The following is a 25,976-nucleotide window of genomic DNA, read 5'->3' as shown; positions in this document are numbered from 1 at the left end:
GACAGGCATTTTCCTGCTCCCCGGAAGAACTTCTGATCCCATTGAATCGCTCTGACCTGCGCGAACAGTAGACGTATCCTCGCCTCCCCTTGCACGATCCTCCCCGATCACGGCCTCTATCAGGGCAAGGCCCCGATCGGGGCCGGGGCCCGTACGGTGTCCCGCAGACGGGCCGCGTCCCGGCTCGGGGGTGCGCCGAACTGCCGGCGGTACTCGCGGCTGAACTGCGACGGGTTGTCGTAGCCGACGCGGTGGCCGACCCCCGTGACGTCACCCGGGTGCGTGGCGAGCAACAACCGGGCCTCCTGGAGCCGGATCTGCTTCTGGAACTGGATGGGACTCATCGCGGTCACCGCCTGGAAGTGGCGGTAGAACGCGGAGACGCTCATGCCGGACAGGCGCGCCACGTCCTCGACCCGGAAGGGCTCGGCGTAGTGCTCGCGGATCCAGCGCACGGCCCGGGACACGTGGCTGAGGCCGCTGTCGGCCAGGCCGAGCTGGCGCACGGCCGCCCCCTGCTCGCCGGTGATCACACGCCAGAGGATCTCCCGCTTGACCAGCGGGGCCAGCACGGCCCGGTCGCGGGGCTCGTCGAGCAGGCGCAGCAACCGGACCACCGCGTCGAGCAGGGCCGGCGGGGCGTCGCTGACGGCCATGCCCGACGGCGCGGCGCCCGAGGTGGTGCGGGGGGTGTCCCCGGGACCGGCCTGCAGCAGTAGTTCGGCGACGGCGGACGGTTCGAGCACGAGGCCGAAGCCGAGGGCCGGCCGGTCGGGGGCGGCCCGGGTGAACTGCCCGGTGACGGGCAGGTCGACGGATGCCACCAGGTACTGCCCGGCCCCGTACTCGTAGACCCGTTCGCCCAGCGCGATGCGTTTGGCGCCCTGGGCGATGACGGCCAGGACGGTGCCCGACATGGAGGGCGCGGGCGGATCCGGCTGGTCGACCTTCGAGATCAGGACGCCGTCGACGGCAGTGGTCCAGTCGGGGCGGGCGTGCCGCGCCAGCAGGGTGCGGAGCTCTTCCAGGCACATGCCTCCATTGCAGCACCCTGTGCACTCGTACATCCCGCGAGCGCGAGGATCGTGCAAGCAGCAGCGCGCATCGTTCTACGTTCTCGCAGGTCGGCGGTGTCGGACGGATCAGCTCCCTCCCTGCCTCACGGCTCGATCACGAGGATGCCGTACCCGAAGAAGGTCGCCGCGGCGAGCAGCAGCAGTGCGAGGCGGCCGGCCGAGAGCCACAGCGGGAGGAGTCGGGCCCGTTCGGCCCTGGCCCGTGACAGCAGTGTCGCCGTCGCGGCCAGGGACGCCATCAGCCCGAGGGCGGCCGCGAAGAAGGCGAGAGCCGTGGGCGAGGTGAGCCCGGTGGCGGGACCGTAGTCCTCCTCGATCCCGGGCAGCAGGAGGCCGAGACCGCACAGTACGAGGGATGCCAGGACAGTGGCCAGGACGTCGAGGGAGAGGGTGAGGGCCCAGCCGACGGGCAGCTGCCGGACCGGGCGCTGCCTCTGGTTCACTGCCATGCACTTCTCCACGGGGTGTCTGGACGCCCGGATGTCGGGACGGTCGATCTCGGACGGTCATTCTCGGCACGCATGGCCGAAAATGACCAGTCCGCATCAGAACCTAGTCCGCGGCGGTGCCGAACCACGTGGGCAACCGGTCGAGCAGGTCCTGCTGATCGTCGCCGACCCACGCCACATGGCCGTCCGGCCTCAGCAGCACCGCGGGCACGTCCAGTTCCTCGCTGACGTCGACGACGTGGTCGACGCGGTCCGTCCAACCCGCCACCGAGAGCCGGCCCGTCTGGTCCAGCAGCAGTCCGCGGCCTTCGTGCATCAGCTCGTAGAGGCTCCCCTGCTTCAGCGTGAGGTCCCGCATCCGCCGGCCGAGCAGTTCGTGGCCCTCGCCGAAGTCGTAGCGGAGCCCGATGGCGGTGATCTTCTCGATCAGGTACCGGTTGACGTCCTCGAACTGCACCAGCTCGGACAGCAGTCGGCGCACTGCCCGGGGGCCGGGCTCCGTGGACATGAGCTCCATCTGCGCGCGGGTGTTGTCCAACACGTCAGCGGCCACCGGGTGCCGTTCGGCCTCGTAGCTGTCCAGCAGCCCCTCCGGCGCCCAGCCGCCCACCTCGGCGGCGAGTTTCCAGCCGAGGTTGAAGGCGTCCTGGACGCCGAGGTTGAGGCCCTGGCCACCGGTCGGCGGGTGGATGTGCGCCGCGTCTCCGGCCAGCAGCACCCGGCCGACCCGGTAGCGCTCGGCCTGCCGGGTGGCGTCGCCGAACCGCGACAGCCAGCGCGGTGAGTGCGCGCCGAAGTCGGTGCCTCCGACGTCCCGCAGCCGTTGCTTGAACTCCGCGAAGGTCGGTGGAACGGCCCGGTCCTGCGCCACCCCCTCGGCGGGCACGACGACGCGGTACACCCCGTTCCCGAAGGGCGCCGCGCCGAACCGCTGCTGCGTCTTGCGCACTTCGGCCATCACGGCGGCCAGCGTCTCGGGGTCGGCGGTCAACTCCATCTCGCCCAGCAGCGTCTCGACCCGGGAGGGCTCGCCGGGGAAGCCGACGCCGAGCAGCTTGCGCACCGTACTGCGGCCGCCGTCGCAACCGACGAGGTGGCGCGAGCGCAGCCGCGTACCATCGGCCAGCTCGACGCCCACCCCGTCCTCGTCCTGGCTCAGCCCGACCAGTTCGCAGCCGCGCCGGATCTCGGTGCCGAGCTCGGCGGCGCGCTCGGCCAGCAGGCGATCGGTGATCGTCTGGGGGATGCCGAGGACGTACGAGTGGGCGGTGTCCATCCGCTCGGGCCACGACGTACCGAGGCCGGCGAAGAAGCCGCCGACCTCGTAGCGCTGGCCGTGCGCGAGGAACCGGTCCAACAGGCCGCGCTGGGCCAACACTTCGATGCTGCGCACGTGGAGGCCGAGCGCGCGGACCTGCGGAGTCGGCTCCGTCTCCTTCTCCAGCACGAGCACGTTCACACCGTGCAGCCGCAACTCGCAAGCCAGCATCAGACCGGTCGGTCCGCCGCCGACGACGATCACGTCAATCATCAATATCCCCCATGAGACAAGGTGGTGTCCCGCCAGCCGCCCCGCGTCCCCGCGGGCCCGTACGTCGGCCCGGCCGTACGTACGTCACGAATCCCTGATCTCGGCAGGTTCTGGCGTCGATCGGAGATTCTGCTCCATGACCAGGGTCTTGCCGCAAGGCCCCCGGTGCGCTATATCTTGAGAGTGGCAAGGAGTGCTCAACCTCCTTGCCTTTTCTTTTTGCCGCACGGACGAAACGCGGCGGAGACGCAACGCAGCGGGGGCGACCGCCCTGTGGTCGCCCCCGCCCGTTCATCGCGGCTCAGAAGTCACGCGCCGTTCCCCGGTCTCAGAACTGGAGCGCCCACGAGTCGATCTTGCCGGTGTCGACGTTCGCGTTGTCGTTCACGCGGAGCTTCCACACCCCGCCCGCCACCTCCGCGGAGGCGTTGACCGTGAAGGTCTTGATGATGTTGTCCGCGCTGCCGCCGGTACGGTTGTGCAGGGTGTAGACGGTGCCGTCGGGCGCGACCAGGTCCACCTTGAGGTCACCGATGTAGGTGTGCTTGATGTCGACCGCGACGGCCAGTGACGCCGGGGCGTTGCCCTCGACCCCGGCCACGGTGACGGGGGACTCGACGGTGGCGTTGTCGTTGATCGCGTAGTCGGCGGTGTTCTCGAACCGCTTGCCGGGCGGGACGGTGCCGCCTTCACCCACGTTGAGCAGCAGGTTCGGGGAGCCCGTGCCGGGGCTGGTCACCACGTTGGGGGTAGCTGCGGCCACCAGGCCGTCGCGGACCTGGGCGGGCGTGCTGGCCGGGTTCTGCGCCAGGTACAGCGCTGCCGCGCCGACCACGTGCGGGGTAGCCATCGAGGTTCCGGAGATGGTGTTGGTGGCCGAGTCCCCGGTGCCCCACGAGGAGGTGATGGAGGAGCCCGGCGCGAAGATGTCGAGGACGGTGCCGTAGTTGGAGTAGCTGGCCTTGGCGTCGGTGTTGGTGGTTGCGCCGACCGTGATGGCCTCGGCCACGCGCGCCGGGGACTTCGTCGAGGCGTTGGTGGACTCGTTGCCCGCGGCGACGCCGTAGGTGATGCCGGAGGCGATGGAGTTGCGCACGGCCGTGTCGAGCGCGGAGTCCGCTCCGCCGCCGAGCGACATGTTGGCCACGGCCGGCTTGACGGCATTGCGGGTCACCCAGTCGATGCCCGCGACGACCTGGGCCGTCGTGCCGCTGCCGTTGTTGTCGAGCACGCGGACGCCGACGATCTTGGCCTTCTTGGCCACGCCGTACGCGCCGCCCGCGACGGTTCCGGCGACGTGCGTGCCGTGGCCGTGGCCGTCCTGGGCGGTGTTGTCGTTGTCGATGGCGTCGTAGCCGTAGGAGGCGCGGCTGCCGAAGTCCTGGTGCGTGATGCGGACACCGGTGTCGATGATGTAGGCGGTGACGCCCTCGCCGGCCTTGTCCGGGTAGGTGTAGCTCTGGTTGAGCGGGAGCGCGCGCTGGTCGATGCGGTCCAGGCCCCACGACGGCGGGTTGGGCTGGGTCGCGTCGACGGTGAAGACGCGGTTCTGCACGACGGACTTGACCGCCGGGTCGGCGGCGAGCTTCTTCGCCTGGACCTCGGAGACCTCGACGGAGTAGCCGTTGAGGGCGGCGCTGTAGGTCTTGTCGATCTTCGCGCCGTACCGCTTCGCGACGGCCTTGCCGCTGTCGGCGGTGGAGCGTGCTGCGGAGTCCTTCAAGGTCACGATGTAGCTGCCGGAGACGGTTCCGGCGGCACCGGCGTTCTCGATCACTCCCTGCGCGCCGTGGTCGGCCGCCGAGGCGGGTAAAGCAGCGGCCGCACCGAGTGCGAGGGCGGCGACTGCGGTCGCGCTGATGCCGGCGAGCCTCCGGCGGGTGTGACGCATCACGGACATGTGGGGGGGTCCTCCTCTGGGTGGACGCTGCGGGGTGGAGCAGCGACCTGACGGAGTCATGGATTCAGGCATGGCCATGACAATGCGAAGCCCGATTGGCTGTCGCCTACGAAAGGTTGACCCAGCCCTGTCGCACCCACAAGGGGGCCCACGGACGCGTAACATCCCCGCCATGCGCCGGTCATGATTGAGCAAAGGTGCTCCGCACATGACGTAGGCACGGCCCGGTCGGGCCGTCCTCGAGCCGGGCCTGCACACCGGCCCGAGGACGGCGCCCGGGTCCCGCCCGGTACACGGCTCCGCCCAGGACTGCGATTTCCCGCCGGACCCGGCCGCGGGGCCCGGACCGGCCGCGGGGGCGGACTCGCTGCCGCAGCACGGGGCCGGCCGCCGCGGCCTGGGACGTTCTCGGCGGCCCTGGAGGAGGGGCCCGCCTCGGCCGCGCCGCAGACCGGGCGGGTTCACGCCAATCGGGAACTCCTCGTGCCGAGGCCGCCGAGCGACGGCCGGGGGCCCGCCGCTCCCGGACCCGCCCCTGCGGCCGGGCTCCGGAGCCGGACCCGACGGGCGGCGGCGACCCCGCGGGAATGCGCCCGGCCGCCTACCGCGGACGGTCTGCGGCGAGTTGTGAAATTTTCGTGCCCGCGCTCATCGCCCGGTCCGGCCCGGTGGTCCCGTGGTATCCCCCCGCCTCCCCCGGACGGGGGAGGCGGGTGCGACGGGCGGCCGATGCGGCGGCCCGGAGCCGCCTTCGAGGATGGGACTCCAGCTGGTGGAAGGAGAGTTCGGGTGGAACGGTGGGACCGGGTCGGGCGGCGAGCCGCGTACGGGGCGGCACTGGCGCTGCTGCCGTACCTGCTGATCAAGGTGTCCTGGGTGGTGGGGTCGCTCATGGGGCTGCTGCCGGTCGGCAGCGGGTTCGGCAAGGCGGAGTGGGTGGTGCTCAACACCGTCACGATCGGTATGGCCGCGATCGGAATCGCCCTGGCGCTCGCGCTGGTACGACCGTGGGGCATGCGGATACCGGGGGCGCTGGTCGCGTTCTGCGCGTGGGTGGGGTCGGGGTTCCTCGTCTCGATCCTCCCGTTCGGCGTGCTCGGTGCGCTCCTGGACACGGGCGGCGACGCACCGGGCGGCGGAGGCGGGAGTCCTGGCGATCCGGCCGATCCGGCCATGCCGGTCTGGGAGGGCGTACTGGTCCAGTTCGGCTTCGTGGGGATGGGGCTGGGGCTGACCCTCGCGGTCCCGGCGTACCTGCGGCGCCGCTGGCCGGACGCGTTCACCGGGCGGGTCGGCGAGGGTCCGCGCACGGCCCTGCCCCGGGCTGCCGTCGTCGGTGCGGTGGTCGGGCTGCTCTGGCTGTACTGGGCGGCCGGCGGCACGGCGGGCCTCGCGCACCCGGTCGAACGGAACGCCGACTGGTACGTGCTGGGGGCGGTCTCCGGGTTCTGGGCACTGGCCGCCTCGGCCGCCGTCGGGATGATCGCCCGGGCACGACCCGCCCGCTTGCCGCGCTGGCTGCCCCTGGTGTTCGGCTGGGTCGGGTCGGGTTCGCTGTTCGCATGGAGCGGATGGAAGGTGCCCATCACCCTGTACCTGGCGTGGGCCGAACCGGTCGGCGCGCGCCCGCCCGAGAACCTCGCCGTCGCAGTGACGCTGCACGCGTGTGCGGTGGTGGCGGGCGCGACGATGCTGCGGACGCTCGTCCGCCCCCGGTCCCGAGCCGCCGAGCCCCGTGCCCGGGGCGACGCCGCTGCCCGGCCGGGGACTTGAGTGCGTGCTGGACGGTCTCCCGCCGCCGGTCCCCGCGGCCGAACAGCCTTGACCGGCCGGCCCGGGTGCGGGCTAGGCCGACAAGATCCGGAAGAGACGGCCTAGCTGGTCGGCCGCTGCGGGGTGCTGGCCACGCCGGAGGCTCGGCCGCTGAGTTCGGCGTCCAGGGTCTGTTGGGCCGTGCGCATGGATGCGGCGTACTTCGGCTCGGACATGCGCCGCCAGGCCTCGTCCGGCGCGACCTCCTCGACCCGGCTCATCACCCACCAGATGTTGCCGAACGGGTCCCTCACCCGGCCCCCTCGGTCCCCCCACGCGCTGTCGGAGGCCTCGGTGACCACGCGCGCTCCGTGGGCGACGGCTGCGGCCATGGCGGCGTCCGCGTCGCGCACGTAGATCCGCAGCATGGAGGGCGTCACCGGCCAGTCGGGCCGCCGGTCGAAGGCCAGCACGACCGTGTCGCCGACCCGGATCTCTCCGTGACCGATGCTGCCGTCTGCGACCGCGACCCGGGCGATCTCCTCGCCGTCGAACGCCGCGGCGATGAAGTCGAGCAGCGCGCCCGTGTCGTCGGTGACGACCCACGGCGCGACGCTGGTGTACCCCTCGGGGGCGAAGTGGTCCATCGGTCCCTTCCTCTCCTGTCGCTCCTGGTGACGGCACCACCGTAGGCGCGAACGAGGCCGGTTCTCGTCCTCGTTCGCGCTCCGATCCCCCACGGCGGTGCGGTCTGCCCGGCCGGGCGTGTCGGTGGTGGCCGGGACGCCTTCGGTCCGGCACGGTGGGCGCGATCGGTGGCCGTCGTGCGCCCGTGCGCCCGTGCGTCGGTCGCGCAGCGCGCGGGAGAGGTTCGCATGACCGAGAACGGCAGTTCCCCGACCAGCCGCCGGGGCCTCCTGCTGGCCGCCGGATCGGCCGGGGTCGCGGCCCTTGCGGCGGCCTGCTCCGGCCCGACCGGGACGCGGGGAGCGGCAGGACAGCCCTCCGCGTCACCGTCCCCCGAGCCGTCGCCCGGTGGCAGTACGCCGCCCTGCGTGCTCGCCGTGGAGGCCGGCGCCGGCCCCTACTACCTGGACCTGGACCGGGTCCGCTCCGACATCACGGAGGGCCGTGGCGGCGTGCCGTTCCGGCTGGACCTGACCGTCGTACGGGCCTCGGCGGGCTGTCGGCCGGTCACCGACGCCGCGGTCGACATCTGGCACGCCGACGCCTCGGGCGCCTACTCCACCGGCGGAGCCACCTTCCTACGGGGTACGCAGGTCACGGACGGAGCCGGCCGCAGTACGTTCCGCACGATCGTGCCCGGCTGGTACGCGGGGCTGGCTCCGCACATCCACTTCAAGGTGCGTCCCGACCGCCGCACCGAGACGACCTCGCAGTTCTTCTTCCCCGAGGACCTCCTGGTCCGGGTGTACGCGCGCCCGCCGTACGCGCAGCGCCGCGCGCCCAAGCACCCCAATGCCCGCGACAGCCGCTACCGCGCCTCGGGGTCCGCGATGACACTGGCCCTCGTCCCCGACGGAGACGGCTACCGCGCCGCGTACACCGTGGGGATCGCCTGAGCGTCACAGGAGCGCGAGGCCCTCGATCAGATCGGCCCCCGGGATCTGCGCGAACAGCTTCCCGGGTGCGATCAACTTGCCTCGCCGACGTCCGCTGCCGACGAGTACGTACGGCATGTCGGCGACCGCCGCGTCCACCAGGAGCGGCCAGCCCTCCGGCAGGCCGAGCGGGGTGATGCCCCCGTACTCCATGGCCGTCAGCTCCACGGCCGTCTCCATCGGCGCGAACGACACTTTGCGCGCGCCCAGGTGGCGCCGGACGGCGCCGTTGACGTCGACCCGGCCGGCGGAGGGCACGAGGCAGGCTGCGAGGGTGACCGCGCCCCCGCGCTTGGCGGCGACGACCACGCAGTTCGCCGACCGGTCGATGAGCTCCGGCCCGTAGTGGGCGACGAAGGCACTGGTGTCGGCGATCGCGGGGTCGGTGTCCACGTAGACGATCTGGTCGGCGGGCACGTCACCGGCCCAGCGGCGGACCGCTTCGGCGACGGGCGGGGCGAGTTCCGCGAGGCAGTCCGGAGCCGGCACCGCGTTGTCGAAGGACCCGAGGGGAGCGCGCATGTCCGCACGCTAGCACCCGTCCACGGCCCGGCGGCCGGCGTCGTCAGCCCGTGCGCGGCCCGTGCCGTCAGCCGACCTGGATTCCGATGACGCACGTGTCGTCGTCCGTGTCGGACCGGCTCTCGGCGAGGAGGCGGTCCAGCTTCCGGTCCAGGTCTCCGGCGCCGGCGGCCGCCGCGTTCATGAGGTGGCCGAGGGAGTCCTGCACCGAGGAGTCCCGCCGCTCCACCAGCCCGTCCGTGTACATCAGCAGGGTGTCGTCCGGTTCGAGCCGCACCTCCCGCTCGGTGTACGTCACTTCGGGGAGCGCACCGAGGAGCAGGCCCCCGATAAGCGGGAAGGCTTCGGCCTCGCCACCGCGGACGAGTACGGGAGGCAGGTGCCCGGCTCGTGCCCATCGCAGCACCCTGGTGCTGGGGTCGAAGATCCCGCAGACCGCGGTGGCCGTCACGTGTTTGGCGAGGTGGTGGGTGACCGTGTTGAGCCAGGACAGCAGCTGGGCGGGGCCCGCTCCGGTGACGGCGAGGCCGCGCAGCGCGTTGCGCAGGACGACCATGCCGGTGGCCGCCTCGATGCCGTGTCCGGCGACGTCGCCCACGGAGAGCAGGACCAGTCCGGAGGGAAGGACCACGGTGTCGTACCAGTCGCCGCCGACGAGGGACTCGGTCTCCGCCGGCCGGTAGCGGACGGCGACGCGCAGACCGGGTGCTTCGACGGCCGGCGGGGTGGGGGGCATGATCGCGTGCTGGAGCTGCAGGGCGAGGCGGTTGCGTTCGGCGGATTCGGCCTCGGTGTGGGCGAGTTGGTCCCGGGTCGCGGCCAGGGCGACCTCGGTCCAGTGTTGTGCGGAGATGTCCTGGTAGGCGCCGCGGACGGCGTGGAGCCGTTGGTCGGCGTCCAGGACGGGCTCGGCGACGACGCGGATGTGCCGGGTGATGCCGTCCGGCCTGCGCAGGCGAAGGTTGACGGAGGACGGGCGGCGGTAGCGCAGCACGGCCCGAAGGAAGCGGTCCAGGGCGACGGAGTCGTCGGGGTGGGCGTAGCCGGGCAGTTCCCGCAGCCGCACGGGCGGGGCGGTGGCCGGCAGTCCGTGCAGCGCGTACAGCTCCGCGTTCCAGGTGATCGCGCCGGTGACGAGGTTCTCCTCGAAGCCGCCGATCCGGCCGAGCCGCTGGGCGTGCTGGAGGAGGTCGGCCAGTCGTGCCGTCTCGTCCTCGACGCGCCAGATCAGCAGGACGGCGGCGCCGTGGCGGCTGACGCTGATGTCCGCGACCGAGGTGAGGGGGATCTGGTCGACGAGCGCGGTCAGGCTCATGCGTTCGGCGCGGAAGGGTTCGCCCGTCGCGTGCACGCGCTCGACGATGTCGAAGAGCCCGCTCTCGCCCCCGGCCATCGGATAGGCCTCCAGCAGCAGCGCGCCGTTCACGTCGCCGCGCGGCCGCCCGGCGGGATCGACGAACCGGCTGCTGGCGTGGCGGATGCGGAAGTCGGTCAGCCGTCCCTCGTGGTCGAGCACCGGGGTGAGGACCACGGCGGGGTCGTGCAGGCCCTCGGAGAGGTCGATCAGCTCCGCAACGTCCGGGAGCACCGTGTCGAGCGTGCCGGGATCGCCGGTGGGCGGGGCGTCCATGGTGCGGGCGCAGAGTTCGGCGAGGGCCTCGACCTGGCGCTCGATCTGCGGGGGTTGCGGCGCCAGGGGCTGCGGCCAGCAAATTTCGAGGACGCCGTGGATCCGTCCGCCGGTCCCGGCCGGTACGGCCATCCGTCCGCCGTCGGGCCGCTGGAGGTGTCCGATCGAGGGAGGTCCGTTCTGCTGGAGCCGGGTGAGGGTGACCAGTCGGCGCTCGTTCAGGGCGAGTCGGGCGACGGTGGAGACGCCCGGGGGGACGTGGCGCCAGCGCGCGGCTTCCCCGGGCGGGAAGCCGGCGTGGCCCGCGAGGGCCAGGGAGCCGTCGGGGGCCGCGCTCCAGACGGCGACGGCGACGGCGCCCAGGGGCCCGAGGGCGTTCGTCAGGAGGGACTCGGCCACCGCCTGGGTGTCGTCGGCGGCGGCCAGCACCCCGCTCTCGGCCGTGCGCAGCCGTACGGAGACCGTGGTGGACCCCTCGGCCGGTTCCGGCACGCCGGTGCGCCGGGTGAACGCGGCGGCGACCTCGCTGACGTGGTCGCGGGAGGCCTGGTTGACGATGTCGGCGGCGAGTTCGAGCGCGGACAGCCCGGTCTCGCGGGACAGTTCGTCGAGCTGGCGTGCCGCCGCGGCGGGGGTGCAGCTCAACTGTCCGATCAGGATGCCCTTGGCCAGCTCGATCAGGGCCCTGCCGTCCGCGGCGGCGTGCGCCGCCCGCACCTCGCGGCGCAGCCGCTCGACGGTGGCGACCAGGCGTCCGAGGGGGCTCGGCGCAGGGTGCGGGGCCGGGTTTTGGGACGGCTCCATGGCGGCTGTTCCCGGGACTCCTCCCGGGAACGGTCCCACGGGTGTTCCCGGAACCGTTCCCGCGGCCGTTCCCGCAGCCGTTCCGGCGGCCGTTCCCGGCGGGCGGGCGTCGTCGTGCCGTCGTGTGCCCGGGGTCATCCGGTGAGCCAGTGCCGGACGCGGGCGATGAGGTCGTCGGCGTCGACCGGCTTGGTCACGTAGTCGCTCGCTCCGGCCGCGAGGCTCTTCTCGCGGTCGCCCGGCATCGCCTTGGCGGTGACCGCGATGATGGGCAGCCCCGCGTAGGCCGGCATCCGCCGGATCTCGGCGGTCGCCGCGTAGCCGTCCAGTTCCGGCATCATCACGTCCATCAGGATCAGGTCGACGCCCTCGTTGCGGATGAGGGTGTCGATCCCCTTGCGGCCGTCCTCCGCGTGCAGGACGCGGACACCGTGCAGTTCCAGCACCCCGCTGAGGGCGAACAGGTTGCGCGCGTCGTCGTCGACGACGAGGACGGTGCGGCCGGCCAGGTCGTCGTCGAGGGGATGGGCGGTCTGCCGGTCCTGTGCCTCCTCGTGGACGAGGGGCAGGACGTCCCCCGGTCGCTCGGCGGACAGGTGCAGCACGATGCGTTCCCTGAGCTCGTCCAGACTCGACAGCAGTTCCAGCCGGCGCGACGCGGCCCGGTCCCGCAAGGCCCGGTCCTGCCCGGTCTTCGGGCGGGGGTTGTTGTGCGCGAGGACCGGGAGGGAGGAGAGCGCCGGGTCTCCGTCGAGCGCGTCGAGGAAGCGCAGGGCCTCGCCGCCGGGCATGTCGAGTTCGAGGACGACGCAGTGGAAGGAGTGCGAGGCCAGCGCGGCGGCGGCTTCCCTCGAGCTCGTGGCGTTGACCACCTGGACGCCCTCGCGGTGTCCCCCCGGTGGCAGGTGATCGGGGGCCAGGTCCCGGTCGGCGCTCTCGGCGACGAGGGAGAGCAGGCCGTGGGGGCGCTCCTCGATCACCAGGAGGCGTCGGGCCCGGCGCTGCGGCGGGACCGCGGCTGCGGCGCTGATGGCGTCGGCCGGTACGGGACGTCCGGTGACGCCGGCGTGTCGGGCCGCCGCGGGGTCCTCGGGGAGGGGTTCCTCCTCGTAGTCCGCCCGGCTGACCGGCAGGTAGAGGGTGAAGGTGCTGCCCTGGCCCGGTGTGCTCTCCGCGATGACGGCGCCGCCGAGGAGTTGGGCGATCTCGCGGCTGATGGAGAGCCCGAGCCCGGTGCCGCCGTACTTGCGGCTGGTGGTGCCGTCGGCCTGCTGGAAGGCGCCGAAGACGGACTCCAGCTGCTGCTCCGGGATGCCGATGCCCGTGTCCCGTACCCGGAAGGCGAGCAGGGGCGCGCGGCCGGGGAGCCCGGCGGGGACCTCGGCCGGCCCCGCGGGTTCGATCCGCAGCTCGACGCCGCCGCGCTCGGTGAACTTGACCGCGTTGGAGAGCAGGTTGCGCAGGATCTGGCGCAGGCGCGCGTCGTCGGTGAGCAGGTCGGCCGGGGCGTCGGGGGCGGTGGTGACGGTGAAGTCGAGGCTCTTCTGCGTGGTCAGCGGGCGGAAGGTGGCTTCGACGTACTCCAGCAGCTGCGGCAGGTCCACCCGCTCGGGGTTGACGTCCATCTTCCCCGCCTCGACCTTCGAGAGGTCGAGGATGTCGTTGATCAGCTGGAGCAGGTCCGAGCCCGCCGAGTGGATGATGCCCGCGTACTCGACCTGTTTCGGGGAGAGGTTGCGGGTCGGGTTCTGGGCGAGCAGCTGGGCGAGGATGAGGAGGCTGTTGAGCGGGGTCCGCAGCTCGTGGCTCATGTTGGCCAGGAACTCGGACTTGTAGGTGGAGGCGCGCGACAACTGCCGTGCCCGGTCCTCCAGTTCCTGCCGAGCCTGTTCGATCTCCAGGTTCTTGGCCTCGATGTCGCTGTTCTGGCTGGCGAGGAGGGCCGCCTTCTCCTCCAGCTCCGCGTTGGAGCGCTGCAGTTCCACCTGCTGGACCTGCAGTTCCTCGGAACGTGCCTGGAGCTCCCCGGTCAGGCGCTGGGACTCCTCCAGGAGTTCGTCGGTGCGGGCGTTGGCGACGATGGTGTTGAGGTTGACGCCGATGGTCTCCATCAACTGGCCGAGGAAGTCCCGGTGCACGGGGGTGAAGGCGGAGAAGGAGGCGAGCTCGATCACCCCGAGGACCTGGTCCTCCACGACGATGGGCAGGATGATCAAGCTGCCCGGGGTGGTGTGGCCGAGCCCCGAGGAGATGACGTAGCCGGCGGGGACCTGGTCGGTGGCGATGGTCCGGTGGCTGCGCGCGGCCTGCCCCACGAGGGACTCCCCGAGGGCGAAGCCGGTGCCCTCACCGGTGCCCGCGGGGCGGCCGTAGGAGCCGACCAGGATGAGCAGGGGGCCGGCGGGGCCGTCCTCGGCGAGGTAGAAGGCCCCGTACTGGGCGGCGACGAGCGGCGTCAGTTCGTCCATGACGAGTTCCGCGACGGCGGCGAGGTCCCGATGGCCCTGCATCAAGCCGGAGATCCGGGCCAGGTTGGACTTGAGCCAGTCCTGCTCCTGATTGGCCCGGGTGCTCTCCCGCAGCGAACCGACCATGGAGTTGATGTTGTCCTTGAGCTCGGCGACCTCGCCCGAGGCGTCGACGGTGATCGAGCGGGTCAGGTCGCCCTCGGCGACCGCGCTGGCGACCTCGGCGATGGCCCGGACCTGGCGGGTGAGGTTGCCGGCCAGCTCGTTGACGTTCTCGGTCAGCCGCTTCCACGTGCCGGAGACGCCCTCGACCTCGGCCTGGCCGCCGAGTCGCCCCTCGCTGCCGACCTCGCGGGCGACGCGGGTGACTTCGGCGGCGAAGGAGGAGAGCTGGTCGACCATCGTGTTGATGGTGGTCTTCAGCTCCAGGATCTCCCCGCGCGCGTCCACGTCGATCTTCTTGGACAGGTCTCCGTTGGCGACGGCAGTCGTGACGAGCGCGATGTTGCGGACCTGGCCGGTGAGGTTGTTCGCCATGGAGTTGACGTTGTCGGTGAGGTCCTTCCAGGTGCCCGCGACGTGGGGAACCTGTGCCTGGCCGCCGAGCCGGCCCTCGGTGCCGACCTCACGGGCCACGCGGGTCACCTCGTCGGCGAACGCGGACAGCGTGTCGACCATCGTGTTGATGACGCCGGCCAGCGCGGCGACCTCGCCCTTCGCCTCCACCATGATCTTCTGCGAGAGGTCTCCGCGGGCGACGGCGGTGGCCACCTGGGCGATGGAACGTACCTGGCCCGTCAGGTTGGACGCCATGACGTTGACGTTGTCGGTGAGGTCCTTCCACGTGCCGGACACCCCGCGGACCGTGGCCTGGCCGCCCAGGTTGCCTTCGGTGCCGACCTCGCGGGCCACCCGGGTCACCTCGTCGGCGAAGGCGGAGAGCTGGTCGACCATCGTGTTGATGGTCTCCTTCAGCTCCAGGATCTCGCCCCGCGCGTCCACCCGGATCTTCTGCGTCAGATCGCCCTGGGCCACCGCGGTGGTGACCTCGGCGATCGAGCGCACCTGGGCGGTCAGGTTGTCGGCCATGACGTTGACCGACTCGGTGAGGTCCTTCCAGGTGCCGGACACGTCCTTGACGTCCGCCTGACCGCCGAGCCGCCCCTCGGTGCCGACCTCCCGGGCAACCCGGGTGACCTCTCCGGCGAAGGCGGACAGCTGGTCGACCATCGTGTTGATGGTCTCCTTCAGCTCGAGGATCTCCCCGCGCGCGGTGACGTTGATCTTCTGCGAGAGGTCGCCCTTGGCCACGGCCGTGGCGACCTGGGCGATGGAGCGGACCTGGGCCGTGAGGTTTCCGGCCATGAAGTTGACCGAATCCGTGAGGTCCAGCCAGGCGCCCCCGACTCCCGGCACGTCCGCCTGGCCGCCGAGCGTTCCCTCGGTGCCCACCTCACGGGCGACCCGGGTCACCTCGGACGTGAACAGCGACAGTTGGTCGGCCATCCCGTTGAAGACGGTGGCGATCTCGCCGAGCAGCCCGTCCGCCGAATCGGGCAGCCGGGTACGAAAGTCCCCGTCCCGTACGGCCGTCAGTCCGGCCAGCAGCTGGCGCAGTTCCGATTCGCCGATCCCGGCCTCGCCGGGGAACGCCGGTGACCCGCCCGGTGCCTGCGTGACCGTCCGCTCAGCCATCCGTCAACCTCACTCTAGACAACGACCGTGCCGGCACGGGACGGGACGTGATGGGATCCGCCATCGCCGCACGACCGGTGACGAAGGCTATCGTCGACGGCAGCGCGCCTGATCACCCGGTCGCGGGTGACGGACGGCGGGACGACAGTACGGCAGTGCTGCGGCAGGGCGGCAGGGCGGGCGACGATCGGCGGGGTGCGGGCCGAACGTGCCCTCACGTCACGCCGACGGCGTCCTCGACGCTCGGGTGGAGGGAGAGGACCGTGTCGGCGCCCGTCAGGGCGAAGAGCCGGCGGAGTTGTTCGCCCGGGGCGGCGATGCGCAGCGTGGTGAGGTGGTGCATCCGCAGCAGCAGGTTCAGGAACGAGGAGTCTCCGAAGGTGATGGAACCGGCGTCCAGGACCACCAACCCGTGCCGGTCCGCGGCCGAGGCGAGCGCCTCCTGGAGCGGGGCCAGCGTGTCCTGGTCGAGCTCCCCGTGCGCCGCCACCACCCACCCGGATCCGGCCAGGTAGCCGTCCCCGACGACGCCTTGGTGGTTCGCGTCCCCTGCTCCGGTCATGTCCGCCTCCCCGGATCGTCACCTGTACGGCTTCCGCAAGGGAGTATGCCTGCTCGCCGGCCGATCGAGGACGCCGAGCCCCACGGCACACCTACCCGGAGGCCGGCGCCACCTCATCGGCGGCAGTCGCGGAGAAGTTTTTCGGCGAGGGACGAGTAAGGGCGTGAAGTCGGGGCACAAGCGCCCGAGCAGCCGTCAGTCAATCGGGAGGGAACGGCCACCATGTCTCGCTCGGCCACCGTCGCAGGCCCCATTCGTGCAACAGACGCGTACCTGACGCCCGCTGTGCCCGGCGCCGTGGAAGCGCCACGGCAGGACGTGGAACTGCCCGAGGTGAAGAACGCCCGGGAGATGGCACCCGCCGACGCGCGCGAGTTGTCGAAGCTCTTCTTCCTCCAGCTCGGCGTCCTGGAAGAGGGCACACGCGAGTACCAGTACGCCCGCAACACCCTGATCGAGATGAACCTGTCGCTGGTTCAGTTCGCCGCGCGGCGCTTCCGCTCCCGTGTGTTGGGCGGGGGTCTGGACATGGACGACATCATCCAGGTGGGGACCATCGGTCTCATCAAGGCCATCGACCGCTACGAGCCCGAACGCGAGGTCGAGTTCTCCACCCTGGCCCTGCCTTACATCACCGGCGAGATCAAGCGCTACTTCCGTGACACGACCTGGGCGGTGCACGTCCCGCGCCGTCTGCAGGAACGGCGTACGGAGCTCGCCAGGGCCCAGGAGGCCCTGACCGAGCTGCTGGGACGGTCCCCCACGGTCAAGGAGGTCGCCCAGCACCTCGAGCTGACCGAGGAACAGGTCGTCGAAGGGCTGGTCGCCGCGAACGGCTATACGAGCGGTTCCCTGGACACCTGCGCCGAGGGCGACGAGCCGTCGACGACGACGAGCCGGACGACGCGTCCGCTGGCGGACCGGCTCGGTGAGGTCGATCCCGCCATGGAGCTCTTCGAGGAGTTCCACACCCTCGCGCCCCTCCTGGAGCAGCTGGACGAGCGCGACCGGACGATCCTGCGGATGCGCTTCGGCGAGGACCGGACGCAGGCGGAGATCGGCGCGGAACTGGGCATCTCCCAGATGCAGGTCTCGCGCCTGCTGTCGCGGACCCTGGCCCGGCTGCGCGCCGGAATGCTTTCGGTGTAGGCCGCGGGCATGCCCTCACCCCACCGGCACGACGGACCCGTCCCGTCCGTCCCTCTCGTCCCGTCCGTCGGCGCACAAGCGCTCTACGAGGACGGGATGTGGGCGGACGCGGTCGTGCGGAGCGCCAACGCCGCAACGGGTACGGCGGCGACGCTGACCGCCCACCCGTTGCGCGACCGTCCCGGTGCCCTGCTGAGCGGCAGCTGTGACCTCGACACCCGGGCGATCCTGGGCGCGGCGCTCCGCGTCGTCACCCGGATCCCCGGCCCGGTCGTCCATCTCGACCTCTCCGCCGTGGCCTTCCTGGACACGGCCGCCGTCGCCGCCCTGGTGCAGGCCAACGCCACCGTGACCGGCCAGGGGCGTCGCCTGCTGCTCCACCACCCGCCATACTCGCTCCGCAAGCTCGTGGAGATGTTCCCGGACGAATGCGCCGCGCTGGAGGTCGCAGCATGATCCGTTTTCCTGCGTCCGGCGCCTCCGGGGCCTTCGTCCACCCCGCCCTCTTCTACCGGGGTCAGGCGGATTACCTGGCGGGCGTGGGCGGGTTCGTACGGGCCGCCCTCGCGGCCGACGAGCCGGTGCTCGTGGCCGTGCCCGGCCCGCTGCTGGACGTCCTGCGCGAAGACCTCGGCATCGCCGCGTCCGAGGTGACCTGGACGGACATGACGGACCTGGGCCGCAATCCCGGCCGCATCCTGGCCGCCCTGCAGGAGTTCGCCGACCGACACCCGGACCGACCGGCCCGGATCGTGGGCGAGCCGATCTGGCCCGGCCGCTCACGGGCCGAGGTGCTGGAGGCCACGCGCCACGAGGCGCTCATCAACACCGCCTTCGCGGGGAGGCGGGCCACCGTCCTGTGCCCGTACGACGTCCTCGGCCTATCGGCCGCCGTGGTGTCCGATGCCCGGCGCACGCATCCCACGCTGCTGGAGGACGGCAAGGCCCTGCCGAGCCCGGACTACGCGGACGCCCCGTCGGTCGGCGCCGACTGCGACGCCCCCCTGCCCGAGCCCGACGGCGGTGCGCCCTGGCTCGCCTACGCCCACGGGCAGCTGGGCGAGGTACGCGCGTACGCCGAGGCCTTCGCCCTCGGCACGGCCCTGAGCGCGGCGCGGCGCGGCGACCTCGTCCTGGCGGTCGGGGAGGCCGCCGCCAACTCCCTCTCCCACGGAGGCGGGAGCGGCGCGCTCCGGCTGTGGAGCACCGCCGGATCCGGTACGGGTGCCAGTACGGGTGCCGGGACCGAGGTCGTCGCGGAGATCCGCGACGGCGGTCACCTCGCCGACCCGTTGGCGGGGCGCCGCCGTCCCTCCCTGGCATCGGTCGACGGCGGCCGCGGCCTGTGGATGATCCACCAACTGTGCGACTTGGTGGAGATCCGCGCCTCGGACGCCGGTTTCACTCTGAGACTGCACATGACAATCTTCTGAGTGGCCGGCGGTCCCCTTAGACTGTCACTCGCGCATTCGGGCGTCCTCGGCCCCACGGGGCCTGTTCGTTCCCGCGAACAGAGACCAATGTCAACGGTGGGGGTGAAAGACCACAGTGGAAACGATCGGGCCGGAAACCGGCGATCGTAGGCCTGCCGGGCTTTCCGTCGCGGGGCAGCGCCGTCGGCTCGCCCTGGCCGGCGTACGCGGACCCGTGGCCAAGGGCCGCGACTTCACGCGCCAGGCCCTGCTCGACTGGGGTTGGGGCGGGACCGAGACGTCCGAGGACGCCCTGCTCCTGGTGTCCGAGCTGCTGACCAACGCGTCCCTGCATGCGGGTGGTTGCATCGAGCTCGCGCTCTCGGCCGGCGAGGTCCTGCGGATCGAGGTGTTCGACGGCACGACGACGCCGCCCCGCCGCCACCCGTCCCCGCAGCGTGCCCTGCCGGGCGGCCACGGCCTCTACATCGTGGAGCGCGTCTCCGATCGCTGGGGCACGCACACCCACGCGGAGGGCAAGGCCGTCTGGGCCGAGATCGAGGCGTCACGGCTGACCTCGGGCAGATCCGCGGGGCTCTGACCCGGCCGATGCGCGAGGGCCGCCCGTACCACCGGACCGCCCCGCGCCCCGTCCCCGTGCCCGAGCTTCGTTCCACCTGACGGGGGCAGGCGTGCGGTATGACATCCCACGCGCTCGACTCGCTGGCCCTGACCGTGGCACCCGGCCCCGCCTGGCTCCATCTGGCCGTCATCGCGTTCGCCCTCCTCGTCCTGCTCCACAGCCTGGCCCGGCACCGGTAGGCCTGAATTCGTTCCCCCGGCTCTGTTTGAGCCTTCGATTCGGGGCCAGACGCGTAGATGTCGGCGGGTCGCCGTTTCGAGCGGGGCGGCGACCCGCCGAGATCCGCGGCCGCACGCCGGTGTCCCGTCCCCCCGGGCACCGCGTGCGGCCGCGGTCCTACAGGGTCCTGGCGGCGGTGACCGGCATCGCGGGACGCGGAGCGGGGCCGCCGACGACACGGAAGGGGTACGCATGTCGCACGTCGAGGAGTACGTCGAGGTCAACGTTCCGGCACGGACGGCCTACAACCAGTGGACGCAGTTCGAGGAGTTCCCCGCGTTCATGGAGGGGGTCGAACGCATCGAACAGCGCACGAACACGCTCACCCACTGGGTGACGAACGTGAACGGCGTGCGGCGCGAGTTCGACGCGCAGATCACCGAGCAGTTCCCGGACCGCCGCGTCGCGTGGATGACGGTGGGCGGGGAGCCGCGCCAGGCCGGGCTGGTGACCTTCGAGCCGATCGACGCGACCACCACCAAGATCGTCCTGCACATGAACTGGGTGCCCGAGGGCGCCGCCGACAAACTCGGCTTCGTCAAGCGCCGGGTCGCCGGGGACATGAAGCGGTTCAAGCTGTTCATCGAGTCCCGCGGAGCCGAGACGGGTGCCTGGCGGGGCGAGGTCTGACCGCGATGGGGAGCGGCCGACCGAGCAGCGGCCTCCGGGCCGCGTCCCGCGGTGGCGGGGGCCGGGAAGTCGCGGCGCGCTGCGGGCTGCTGGCCCGCGGGGTGCTGTACGCGCTGGTCGGAATGCTGGCCCTGCGCGTGGCCTCGGGTGATCCCGGTGGCAAGGAGGCCGACCGCCAGGGCGCCCTCGAGGAGCTCATGGGAAGGCCCTTCGGCGGCGTCCTGGTCTGGGCCGTGGGCATCGGGCTGGTCGGCATGGTGCTGTGGCGCCTGTCGGAGGCGGTGTTCGGCGCGGCCGGACCCGAGGGGAACAAGCCGGTGAAGCGGCTGGCCTCGGCGGGCCGGACCGTCTTCTATGCCGCGGTCGCCTTCTCCGTCCTGTCGTACGCGGCGGGCGGGGACGGGCGCTCCGGGGACCAGCAGTCCCGCGACACGACGGCGCGGGCGCTGGACCTGCCCGCCGGCCAGTGGCTGGTGGGCGCGGCCGGGCTCGGGATCGCCGTCGCGGGCGCGGTGATCGCGGTGCAGGCTGCGCGGCGCAGCTTCCGCAAGCACCTCGCCATGGGCGGGGTCTCGGCGCGTTGGCGCGCGGCCGTCGGTCTGCTCGGGGTGACCGGCGGCCTGGCCCGGGGCACCCTGTTCGCGGCGGCCGGCGGTTTCGTCGTGCATGCCGCCGTGCGCTACGACCCGGCGCAGGCGAAGGGCACCGACGACACCCTCAGGTCCTTCGCCCTGACGCCGGCGGGGCCGTGGCTACTGGTCGCGGTCGCCCTCGGGCTGATGCTCTTCGGGGCCTTCTCCTGGGCGATGGCCCGGTGGCGCGAGGTCTGATCCCGTGCGGGCGGGCCGCTGGTCTCAGAAGGCGGGTGTGGCCGTCGTCGTGTCCGCGCAGCCCAGGACCACGCCGGCGAGATCGCCCCGCTCGGTCAACAACGCGCGTTGGGCACGGGCCCCGTTGCCCCGTTCCAGGAGGGTGGCGATCTCCGCACTCACCCGTTCCTCGTCGCCGTGATCGACGAGCGCCTGGCGGACGTGCTCGTGGAGGGCCCGTACGGCGGTGGCGGGAGCGGTTTCCCGCATCGTCAGGGGATGCAGTAGCGGTCCATCCAGCCCCGACCGCCCGGCCCGCCAGCCGGCCAGTCGCAGCAGGCCCGTATCGATCCGTGGCGGCGGTTCCCCCGCCCGCCAAGCCCGGGCGGCCGTTTCCACCAGCGCGCGGACGAGGGCGGCCAGGAGCACCGTGGTCCCCGCCTCCAGGCACACGTCCGCGACCCGGATCTCCACCGTGGGGTAGACGGCCGACAGGCGGGCGTCGAAATAGATCATTCTTTCGTCGTGCAGCACGCCGGTGTCCACCATCGTGCGGACCTGCGCGTGGTAGCGGTCGGCGGACCCGAAGACGTCCACCGGCCCGGCCGAGGGCAACCGGTTCCACACCCGGCTCCGGTAGCTTCCGTAGCCGCTGTCCGTGCCCTGCCAGAAGGGGGAATTCGCGCTCATCGCGATCAGCACGGCGAGCCAGGGTCGGATCCGGTCCAGGACGGCCACGCCCTCCTCGTCCGACTCGACCGAGACGTGGACGTGGCATCCACAGGTGAGCTGTTCCTGCGCGGTCAGGCCGAACTGCTCGGCGATCCATTCGTACCGCTGCCCGGCGCTCCGTGAGGGCCGTACGGGTAGGGGCGACGTGCCGAGGGCCGCCACGAGGGCTCCGGCGGAGGCCGCGTGCCGGGCCGCCTCCGTGCGCCACCGGACGATCTCTTCCCGGAGCTCGCCCATCTCCGTCACCGGTTTGGTGCCGAACTCCACCTGCTCCCTCTGGAGCTCCTTCTCGAAGACGTGCTCCTTCGCTCCCCCGCCCTTGGAGCACTCCCCCGTACAGTGGTCCGCCGCTGCCAGGACCGTGCCCGAGACTGCCAGCGGCTCACCGGTGGCAGCGTCGACCAGCAACAGCTCTTCTTCCACTCCCACGCTTCGCATCCGCCGCCGCCCATCGCTCCCGGGTTCAGATCGATACAGGTGGCCGCGTTCGAGGTGAGCACCCCGATGCCGCACGCACCCGCGGAAACCTTGCCGTCTCACGTTCACACGTAACGCGGTTCCATGCATCCGCCGTCACGGACGCAGCGCCGTGCACGTGCCGAGGTCCCGCACCCCAACCACGGGTGCGGGACCTCGGCGAAAACCTGGTGCGCGTCAGCGCTTGAAGACATCCTTCATCTTCTCCTTGGCCTGACGGGCATCGCCCTTGGCCTTTTCGGCCCGGCCCTCCGCGGTCAGGCGTTCGTTACCCACCGCGCGTCCTGCTGTCTCCTTGAGCTTTCCCTTGGCCTGTTCAACCTTGGAGCGGCTCTTCTCCTTGTCCGACACGGCTGATCACTCCCTGGGGAATCGGAACGGAAATGGGACTACGTGCGTTTTTCATCCGACCGGAATGGCGAGGGCCGAAGTCCGGGCCCCGGCGTCCCTCGTGCGGCGTAGGGCCTCCCGGTCAGTAGTAGTGGCGTCGGCCGCCGACGGCGTGCCCGACCGAGCCGAGGATCCACAGCACCGCACCGACCACCAGCAGGATGATGCCGATGGTCCACAGAATGGAGATCCCGGTGAAAAATCCGACGAGCAGTAGGATAAGCCCGACAAGAATCATGGTGTCCTCGTTCCCGATTCGGAATTCGACGGAACAGTTGGGTCCGCCGGGGCGTCTCATAGGGCGTCTACCCTCGAATTCTGCCTTTACCGGTTCTCTGCCGGCCGATTTTCAACGACGGGAATTCCCGCCGCGTCGCGGGCACGGTTCTCATCCGCGGTGGCTGCCGACCGGGCCTTCGCCCGGCAGCCACGTGATGCCGTAGTAGCTACCGACTTCCTCCCGGTAGCCGCGGTCCCGGAGGTGCTTCTCCCGGTGGAACTCGGGGGCGTTCTTGATCCGGTCCTTGTCGGCGTTCACGTAGACCTTCTCCTCCTCCAGGTCGATCCGGGACACGGTGCTCGCCGGGAGGAGCACCTCCTTGCCGAAGATCCACACCCCGGTGTCGACGACCAGGTAGGCATCACCCACGTCGTAGGAGTGCTTGTCGACCTTCCCGATGTGACCGTCGGTCGCCTCGACCGTGTATCCGGTGAGATCGGCCCAGGTCAGGTGAGCCGATGGCGGCCGGAAGCTCCACACATGCTCAGTCACGCGAAACAACTCCTCCCGGTGGGGTTGACCCGCCGCGCCGCGTTCCGGACCGACCGGTCACGGACCGCACACGACACGCCGGACCGCCGTCGTGGGGCCCTACGTGTTGACGCGGCTGCCCGCCCTGTCGTCGGCCAAACACCGGCGCGGGGAGTTCCGGGCCGGGGCCCGCCGCGTGCCCGAGAGGGACATCGCCCGGTTCGAACCGCGCCTCGCGGCCCAGCGCCCCCGCCCGGTCTACGGTGGAAGGGTCCCGTCCCCCGTCAACGGCAGATGAGGCTGACAGCTGTGTCGACTTCGAGCCACGAGATCTTCGGTTCCCCGTGCTGGGTCAGCCTGCTGGCCCGGGATCTCGAATCCACACAGCGGTTCTACGCCGGGGTGCTCGGCTGGGACTTCCGCCCCACCCACCTCGGCGGTGGCATCATGGTCGCCTTCCGCGACGGAGCACCCGTGGCGGGCATCGGCGCACTCGCCGGGCGCGCCGGCGCGCCGGTGCTGTGGACGCCGTACTTCGCCGTCGAGGACGCCGACGTGACCGCCGCCCGGATCCTCGAACGCGGCGCCACCATGGCGGTCGGCCCCGTGGCCTTCGGCACCGGCCGCATCGCCCTGGCGGCGGATCCCGCCGGGGCCGTTTTCGGCTTCTGGCAGGGCGAGGTCGTACCCGACTGGTCGGTCGGCCGTGGAAGTGCACCCGCCTGGCTGGAACTGCGGACGCGGGACGCTTTCGCGGCCGCCATCTTCTACGGGGAGGTCCTCGACTGGGCCGGTTCGCGTCCCGGCTGCTGCGCGGTCTCCTACGAGCACGCCCACGTCGTACTGCGCCACGGCCACGACACCGTGGCCCGCATCAGCGGCGGCGCACTCGAAGAGGCACCGGACCCCGAGGTCCGTCCCCGATGGCACGTCCACTTCCGCGTGCCCGACCTGGAGACGGTGGTCGAGGCCGCGCTCCGGCTGGGCGGCAGAACCGCATCCCCCGTACAGACGTCCCACGTGAGCCGGTCGATCGTCCTCGCCGATCCCGAGGGGGCGCTCTTCACCGTGGTGACACCGCAGGACGGCCCGGCCTGACCCGCTCGGGACGGCGGTGGGCGTGCCGATGACTGCCCGACAGCGAGTCCTGCCGCAGCAACACCTACGACCTGTACGACTGCAACGGGTCTGATGCACAGCATTCACCCCGGGACACCAAGGGGTGGACCGTCCGGGTGACTTCGGAGAAGGCTCCCTGCCCGCCCGACGTAGCGAGCGTCAACGACACCGCCGTACGGCCCTGTTGCGGCGCGGTCGATCAAGCGCCGGAGCCGGGTCACATCCGAGTAGCCGCAGCCCGGGCTCGTCTGACGGACCGCCCGGCGCCGTGCGGTCGACACGCGACAGAAGGATGGATAGAGGCCGCCCATCCACTGCTAGGGTGTCATGCGCCCATCAAGTCGGGCTCTCGCACACTGATATTTCAACGGGGTTGACGTGAAGCTTCGCCATGTCCGCGCGGTAGCCGTATTCGGTATCGCAATCTTCGCACTCACCGGAGCCCGTGGCTCCCACGGCGGTAGCTGCGGGGGCAGCAGCCACAGTTCCGGCTCGGGCTCCAGCGGTTCCAGCAGCTCCAGCGGTGGCACCAGCAGTGGCAGCAACGGCAGTGACAGCACGAGCGGCAGCACCAGCTCGGGCAGCTCCTCGGCCACCGGCGGGTCCGGCAAGAACAAGGCCGAGCGCGACATCAAGATCGACGCGTGCACGATGGACGCGTCGGGCAAGAACCTCGTCGCCAAGATCACCGTCACCAACAGCGGCTCGGTGGACTACACGTACAACATCACCATGAAGTTCCGCGGGGGCGCCACCTCGGCGGCGACCCCCGCCCAGGCCAAGGTCACCGCGCTCACGGTCAAGGCGGGCGCGTCGAAGCAGGCCGAGGCGACCACGGCGTACACGGGCAAGGGCGACGGCAGCGAGTACAAGGAATGCGTCGTCGACAGCGCGTCGAAGAGCGCCCTGTGAGCTGTTCCTGATCGAGCGGAGCCCCCTCTCCTGGACCGTTGGAGCGGGGGCTCCGTCATGTTCGGACGGAGGCGGTCCATGCGCTCGAGCGGATCACGGACTCACCCGAGCCCGGGCCCGACCCCGGGCCCGCCGGGCACCCGCGCGGGATCCCACGGGCGTCACGGTCGGGTCGGAGTCGGCACGCACCCCGGCGGCAGCACCGCGCCGCCGGTGGAGCAGCGCATCGAGGGACAGGACCGGCGCGCCGGCGAGGATCAGCGGAGTCCAGGCCAGCAGGTAGATCACGTCCGCGCCGAAGTAGTACGGGGTGGTCGACCAGCTCATGGTCAGCCACAGGCTGAGTGAGATCAGCGCACCTCCGAGAGCCGCGATCCGGGTCAGCAGGCCCACCAGGGCCCCCAGTCCGACGGCCAGCTCGCCGGCGGCGATCGCAATGCCGAAGGCGACCGGCCTGGTCAGGGAAAGGTCGATCAGCGCGGGAATGCCCGCGGCGTCCCGCACCGCTTCCATCTGCTGACCGATCGAGCCGTCGCCGGTGGCGGACAGGAACGCCGGATCGGTCAGCTTGTCCAGACCGGCGTAGACGAAGGTGACGCCGAGGAAGAGGCGCAGCGGCAGGAGTGCGTACTCGGAGGCTCTCGCACGGAGGCCGGCAGAAGGCGTGTTCATGACCCTCACACGAGGGCCCCCGCCGTCCGGTTCGACCGTCGGACCGCGCT

General features: G+C 71.6%; 24 protein-coding genes and 1 pseudogene. 11 read left to right on the top strand and 14 right to left on the bottom strand.

The window, feature by feature from the left end; genetic code table 11:
- Window positions 1-119: 119 nt before the first annotated feature.
- The 4 genes from OG207_RS41145 to OG207_RS41130 all read right to left on the bottom strand — a co-directional run bounded on the left by OG207_RS41145 (window position 120) and on the right by OG207_RS41130 (window position 4,956).
- Complete coding sequence (locus OG207_RS41145; RefSeq protein WP_329106455.1) at window positions 120-1,034, bottom strand: AraC family transcriptional regulator; 915 nt, start codon at window positions 1,032-1,034, stop codon at window positions 120-122.
- A gap of 125 nt (window positions 1,035-1,159) precedes the next feature.
- A complete protein-coding gene (locus tag OG207_RS41140; protein ID WP_329106453.1) occupies window positions 1,160-1,525 on the bottom strand; it encodes a hypothetical protein in 366 nt (121 codons plus the stop codon).
- Between the two features lie 103 nt (window positions 1,526-1,628).
- Window positions 1,629-3,056 carry a rifampin monooxygenase gene (gene rox / locus OG207_RS41135; RefSeq protein WP_329106451.1) on the bottom strand — a complete coding sequence of 476 codons (1,428 nt, stop codon included), beginning with the start codon at window positions 3,054-3,056 and terminating at the stop codon, window positions 1,629-1,631.
- Window positions 3,057-3,384: 328 nt separating this feature from the next.
- Window positions 3,385-4,956 (bottom strand): S8 family peptidase, encoded by a 1,572-nt coding sequence (locus tag OG207_RS41130; RefSeq protein ID WP_329106449.1) that lies wholly within the window; start codon window positions 4,954-4,956, stop codon window positions 3,385-3,387.
- 789 nt (window positions 4,957-5,745) lie between these two features.
- Between OG207_RS41130 and OG207_RS41125 the strand changes: the two genes are divergently transcribed.
- Window positions 5,746-6,729, top strand: a complete 984-nt coding sequence (locus OG207_RS41125; RefSeq protein ID WP_329106446.1) for a hypothetical protein — start codon at window positions 5,746-5,748, stop codon at window positions 6,727-6,729.
- A 101-nt stretch (window positions 6,730-6,830) separates the two neighbouring features.
- On the opposite strand, the gene OG207_RS41120 is transcribed toward OG207_RS41125, so the two are convergent.
- Entirely contained in the window at window positions 6,831-7,355 is a 525-nt protein-coding gene (locus tag OG207_RS41120) for a VOC family protein (RefSeq protein WP_329106444.1), read from the bottom strand.
- Between the two features lie 228 nt (window positions 7,356-7,583).
- Between OG207_RS41120 and OG207_RS41115 the strand changes: the two genes are divergently transcribed.
- Window positions 7,584-8,291, top strand: a complete 708-nt coding sequence (locus OG207_RS41115) for an intradiol ring-cleavage dioxygenase (RefSeq protein WP_329106441.1) — start codon at window positions 7,584-7,586, stop codon at window positions 8,289-8,291.
- Window positions 8,292-8,294: 3 nt separating this feature from the next.
- On the opposite strand, the gene OG207_RS41110 is transcribed toward OG207_RS41115, so the two are convergent.
- From OG207_RS41110 to OG207_RS41095, 4 genes are all read right to left on the bottom strand, one after another.
- Window positions 8,295-8,852 carry a YbaK/EbsC family protein gene (locus OG207_RS41110; RefSeq protein ID WP_329106440.1) on the bottom strand — a complete coding sequence of 186 codons (558 nt, stop codon included), beginning with the start codon at window positions 8,850-8,852 and terminating at the stop codon, window positions 8,295-8,297.
- Window positions 8,853-8,919: 67 nt separating this feature from the next.
- A complete protein-coding gene (locus OG207_RS41105; protein WP_329106437.1) occupies window positions 8,920-11,286 on the bottom strand; it encodes a SpoIIE family protein phosphatase in 2,367 nt (788 codons plus the stop codon).
- A 134-nt stretch (window positions 11,287-11,420) separates the two neighbouring features.
- Window positions 11,421-15,449: a HAMP domain-containing protein gene (locus OG207_RS41100; protein WP_329106435.1), complete on the bottom strand. Its 4,029-nt coding sequence runs from the start codon at window positions 15,447-15,449 to the stop codon at window positions 11,421-11,423.
- A gap of 214 nt (window positions 15,450-15,663) precedes the next feature.
- Window positions 15,664-16,011, bottom strand: a complete 348-nt coding sequence (locus OG207_RS41095) for an STAS domain-containing protein (protein ID WP_329106433.1) — start codon at window positions 16,009-16,011, stop codon at window positions 15,664-15,666.
- A 222-nt stretch (window positions 16,012-16,233) separates the two neighbouring features.
- Between OG207_RS41095 and OG207_RS41090 the strand changes: the two genes are divergently transcribed.
- The 7 genes from OG207_RS41090 (at window position 16,234) to OG207_RS41060 (ending at window position 20,894) form a co-directional block, all read left to right on the top strand.
- On the top strand, window positions 16,234-17,160 hold the full coding sequence (locus tag OG207_RS41090) for a SigB/SigF/SigG family RNA polymerase sigma factor (protein WP_329106431.1): 927 nt from the start codon (window positions 16,234-16,236) through the stop codon (window positions 17,158-17,160).
- 9 nt (window positions 17,161-17,169) lie between these two features.
- Window positions 17,170-17,616 carry an STAS domain-containing protein gene (locus tag OG207_RS41085; protein WP_329106429.1) on the top strand — a complete coding sequence of 149 codons (447 nt, stop codon included), beginning with the start codon at window positions 17,170-17,172 and terminating at the stop codon, window positions 17,614-17,616.
- Window positions 17,613-18,593 carry a sensor histidine kinase gene (locus tag OG207_RS41080; RefSeq protein WP_329106427.1) on the top strand — a complete coding sequence of 327 codons (981 nt, stop codon included), beginning with the start codon at window positions 17,613-17,615 and terminating at the stop codon, window positions 18,591-18,593. Before OG207_RS41085 ends, OG207_RS41080 begins: the two co-directional genes overlap by 4 nt.
- Window positions 18,594-18,708: 115 nt before the next feature.
- Entirely contained in the window at window positions 18,709-19,173 is a 465-nt protein-coding gene (locus tag OG207_RS41075; RefSeq protein ID WP_329106425.1) for an ATP-binding protein, read from the top strand.
- Window positions 19,174-19,271: 98 nt separating this feature from the next.
- On the top strand, window positions 19,272-19,394 hold the full coding sequence (locus OG207_RS41070) for a hypothetical protein (protein ID WP_329106423.1): 123 nt from the start codon (window positions 19,272-19,274) through the stop codon (window positions 19,392-19,394).
- A gap of 232 nt (window positions 19,395-19,626) precedes the next feature.
- On the top strand, window positions 19,627-20,064 hold the full coding sequence (locus tag OG207_RS41065) for an SRPBCC family protein (protein WP_329106421.1): 438 nt from the start codon (window positions 19,627-19,629) through the stop codon (window positions 20,062-20,064).
- 5 nt (window positions 20,065-20,069) lie between these two features.
- The gene (locus tag OG207_RS41060; RefSeq protein WP_329106419.1) at window positions 20,070-20,894 is read left to right on the top strand and encodes a DUF1206 domain-containing protein; all 825 of its coding nucleotides are present in this window, start codon (window positions 20,070-20,072) and stop codon (window positions 20,892-20,894) included.
- Window positions 20,895-20,918: 24 nt separating this feature from the next.
- Here the strand turns inward: OG207_RS41060 and OG207_RS41055 are convergent, their stop codons facing one another.
- The 4 genes from OG207_RS41055 to OG207_RS41040 form a co-directional block, all read right to left on the bottom strand.
- On the bottom strand, window positions 20,919-22,043 hold the full coding sequence (locus OG207_RS41055) for a glutamate--cysteine ligase (RefSeq protein ID WP_329106417.1): 1,125 nt from the start codon (window positions 22,041-22,043) through the stop codon (window positions 20,919-20,921).
- A 216-nt stretch (window positions 22,044-22,259) separates the two neighbouring features.
- On the bottom strand, window positions 22,260-22,433 hold the full coding sequence (locus tag OG207_RS41050) for a CsbD family protein (protein WP_329106415.1): 174 nt from the start codon (window positions 22,431-22,433) through the stop codon (window positions 22,260-22,262).
- A gap of 121 nt (window positions 22,434-22,554) precedes the next feature.
- Window positions 22,555-22,710, bottom strand: a complete 156-nt coding sequence (locus OG207_RS41045) for a DUF6131 family protein (RefSeq protein WP_329106413.1) — start codon at window positions 22,708-22,710, stop codon at window positions 22,555-22,557.
- A 150-nt stretch (window positions 22,711-22,860) separates the two neighbouring features.
- Window positions 22,861-23,244, bottom strand: a complete 384-nt coding sequence (locus OG207_RS41040; protein ID WP_329106411.1) for a PRC-barrel domain-containing protein — start codon at window positions 23,242-23,244, stop codon at window positions 22,861-22,863.
- A 288-nt stretch (window positions 23,245-23,532) separates the two neighbouring features.
- On the opposite strand from OG207_RS41040, the gene OG207_RS41035 reads away from it, so the two are divergent.
- Both OG207_RS41035 and OG207_RS41030 read left to right on the top strand, forming a co-directional pair.
- Window positions 23,533-24,321, top strand: coding sequence for a VOC family protein (locus OG207_RS41035; RefSeq protein ID WP_402695595.1), 789 nt, complete (start codon window positions 23,533-23,535; stop codon window positions 24,319-24,321).
- Window positions 24,322-24,720: 399 nt separating this feature from the next.
- A complete protein-coding gene (locus OG207_RS41030) occupies window positions 24,721-25,254 on the top strand; it encodes a hypothetical protein (protein ID WP_329106409.1) in 534 nt (177 codons plus the stop codon).
- Window positions 25,255-25,458: 204 nt separating this feature from the next.
- On the opposite strand, the pseudogene OG207_RS41025 reads toward OG207_RS41030, so the two are convergent.
- A pseudogene (locus OG207_RS41025) lies at window positions 25,459-25,926 on the bottom strand (DoxX family protein); the annotation flags it as partial.
- Window positions 25,927-25,976: the final 50 nt, after the last annotated feature.

Source organism: Streptomyces sp. NBC_01439, from assembly GCF_036227605.1.
Classification (GTDB): Bacteria; Actinomycetota; Actinomycetes; order Streptomycetales; family Streptomycetaceae; genus Streptomyces.
The sequence above is the reverse complement of the archived record's forward strand: the minus strand, read 5'-3'. Positions and strand labels throughout refer to the sequence as shown.

Coding starts and splice junctions, on each gene's coding strand:
- OG207_RS41145 (WP_329106455.1), bottom strand. CDS start 1,034: ATGTGCCTGGAAGAGCTCCGCACCCTGCTGGCGCGGCACGCCCGCCCC.
- OG207_RS41140 (WP_329106453.1), bottom strand. CDS start 1,525: ATGGCAGTGAACCAGAGGCAGCGCCCGGTCCGGCAGCTGCCCGTCGGC.
- rox (WP_329106451.1), bottom strand. CDS start 3,056: ATGATTGACGTGATCGTCGTCGGCGGCGGACCGACCGGTCTGATGCTG.
- OG207_RS41130 (WP_329106449.1), bottom strand. CDS start 4,956: ATGTCCGTGATGCGTCACACCCGCCGGAGGCTCGCCGGCATCAGCGCG.
- OG207_RS41120 (WP_329106444.1), bottom strand. CDS start 7,355: ATGGACCACTTCGCCCCCGAGGGGTACACCAGCGTCGCGCCGTGGGTC.
- OG207_RS41115 (WP_329106441.1), top strand. CDS start 7,584: ATGACCGAGAACGGCAGTTCCCCGACCAGCCGCCGGGGCCTCCTGCTG.
- OG207_RS41110 (WP_329106440.1), bottom strand. CDS start 8,852: ATGCGCGCTCCCCTCGGGTCCTTCGACAACGCGGTGCCGGCTCCGGAC.
- OG207_RS41105 (WP_329106437.1), bottom strand. CDS start 11,286: ATGGAGCCGTCCCAAAACCCGGCCCCGCACCCTGCGCCGAGCCCCCTC.
- OG207_RS41100 (WP_329106435.1), bottom strand. CDS start 15,449: ATGGCTGAGCGGACGGTCACGCAGGCACCGGGCGGGTCACCGGCGTTC.
- OG207_RS41095 (WP_329106433.1), bottom strand. CDS start 16,011: ATGACCGGAGCAGGGGACGCGAACCACCAAGGCGTCGTCGGGGACGGC.
- OG207_RS41090 (WP_329106431.1), top strand. CDS start 16,234: ATGTCTCGCTCGGCCACCGTCGCAGGCCCCATTCGTGCAACAGACGCG.
- OG207_RS41085 (WP_329106429.1), top strand. CDS start 17,170: ATGCCCTCACCCCACCGGCACGACGGACCCGTCCCGTCCGTCCCTCTC.
- OG207_RS41080 (WP_329106427.1), top strand. CDS start 17,613: ATGATCCGTTTTCCTGCGTCCGGCGCCTCCGGGGCCTTCGTCCACCCC.
- OG207_RS41070 (WP_329106423.1), top strand. CDS start 19,272: ATGACATCCCACGCGCTCGACTCGCTGGCCCTGACCGTGGCACCCGGC.
- OG207_RS41065 (WP_329106421.1), top strand. CDS start 19,627: ATGTCGCACGTCGAGGAGTACGTCGAGGTCAACGTTCCGGCACGGACG.
- OG207_RS41060 (WP_329106419.1), top strand. CDS start 20,070: ATGGGGAGCGGCCGACCGAGCAGCGGCCTCCGGGCCGCGTCCCGCGGT.
- OG207_RS41055 (WP_329106417.1), bottom strand. CDS start 22,043: ATGCGAAGCGTGGGAGTGGAAGAAGAGCTGTTGCTGGTCGACGCTGCC.
- OG207_RS41045 (WP_329106413.1), bottom strand. CDS start 22,710: ATGATTCTTGTCGGGCTTATCCTACTGCTCGTCGGATTTTTCACCGGG.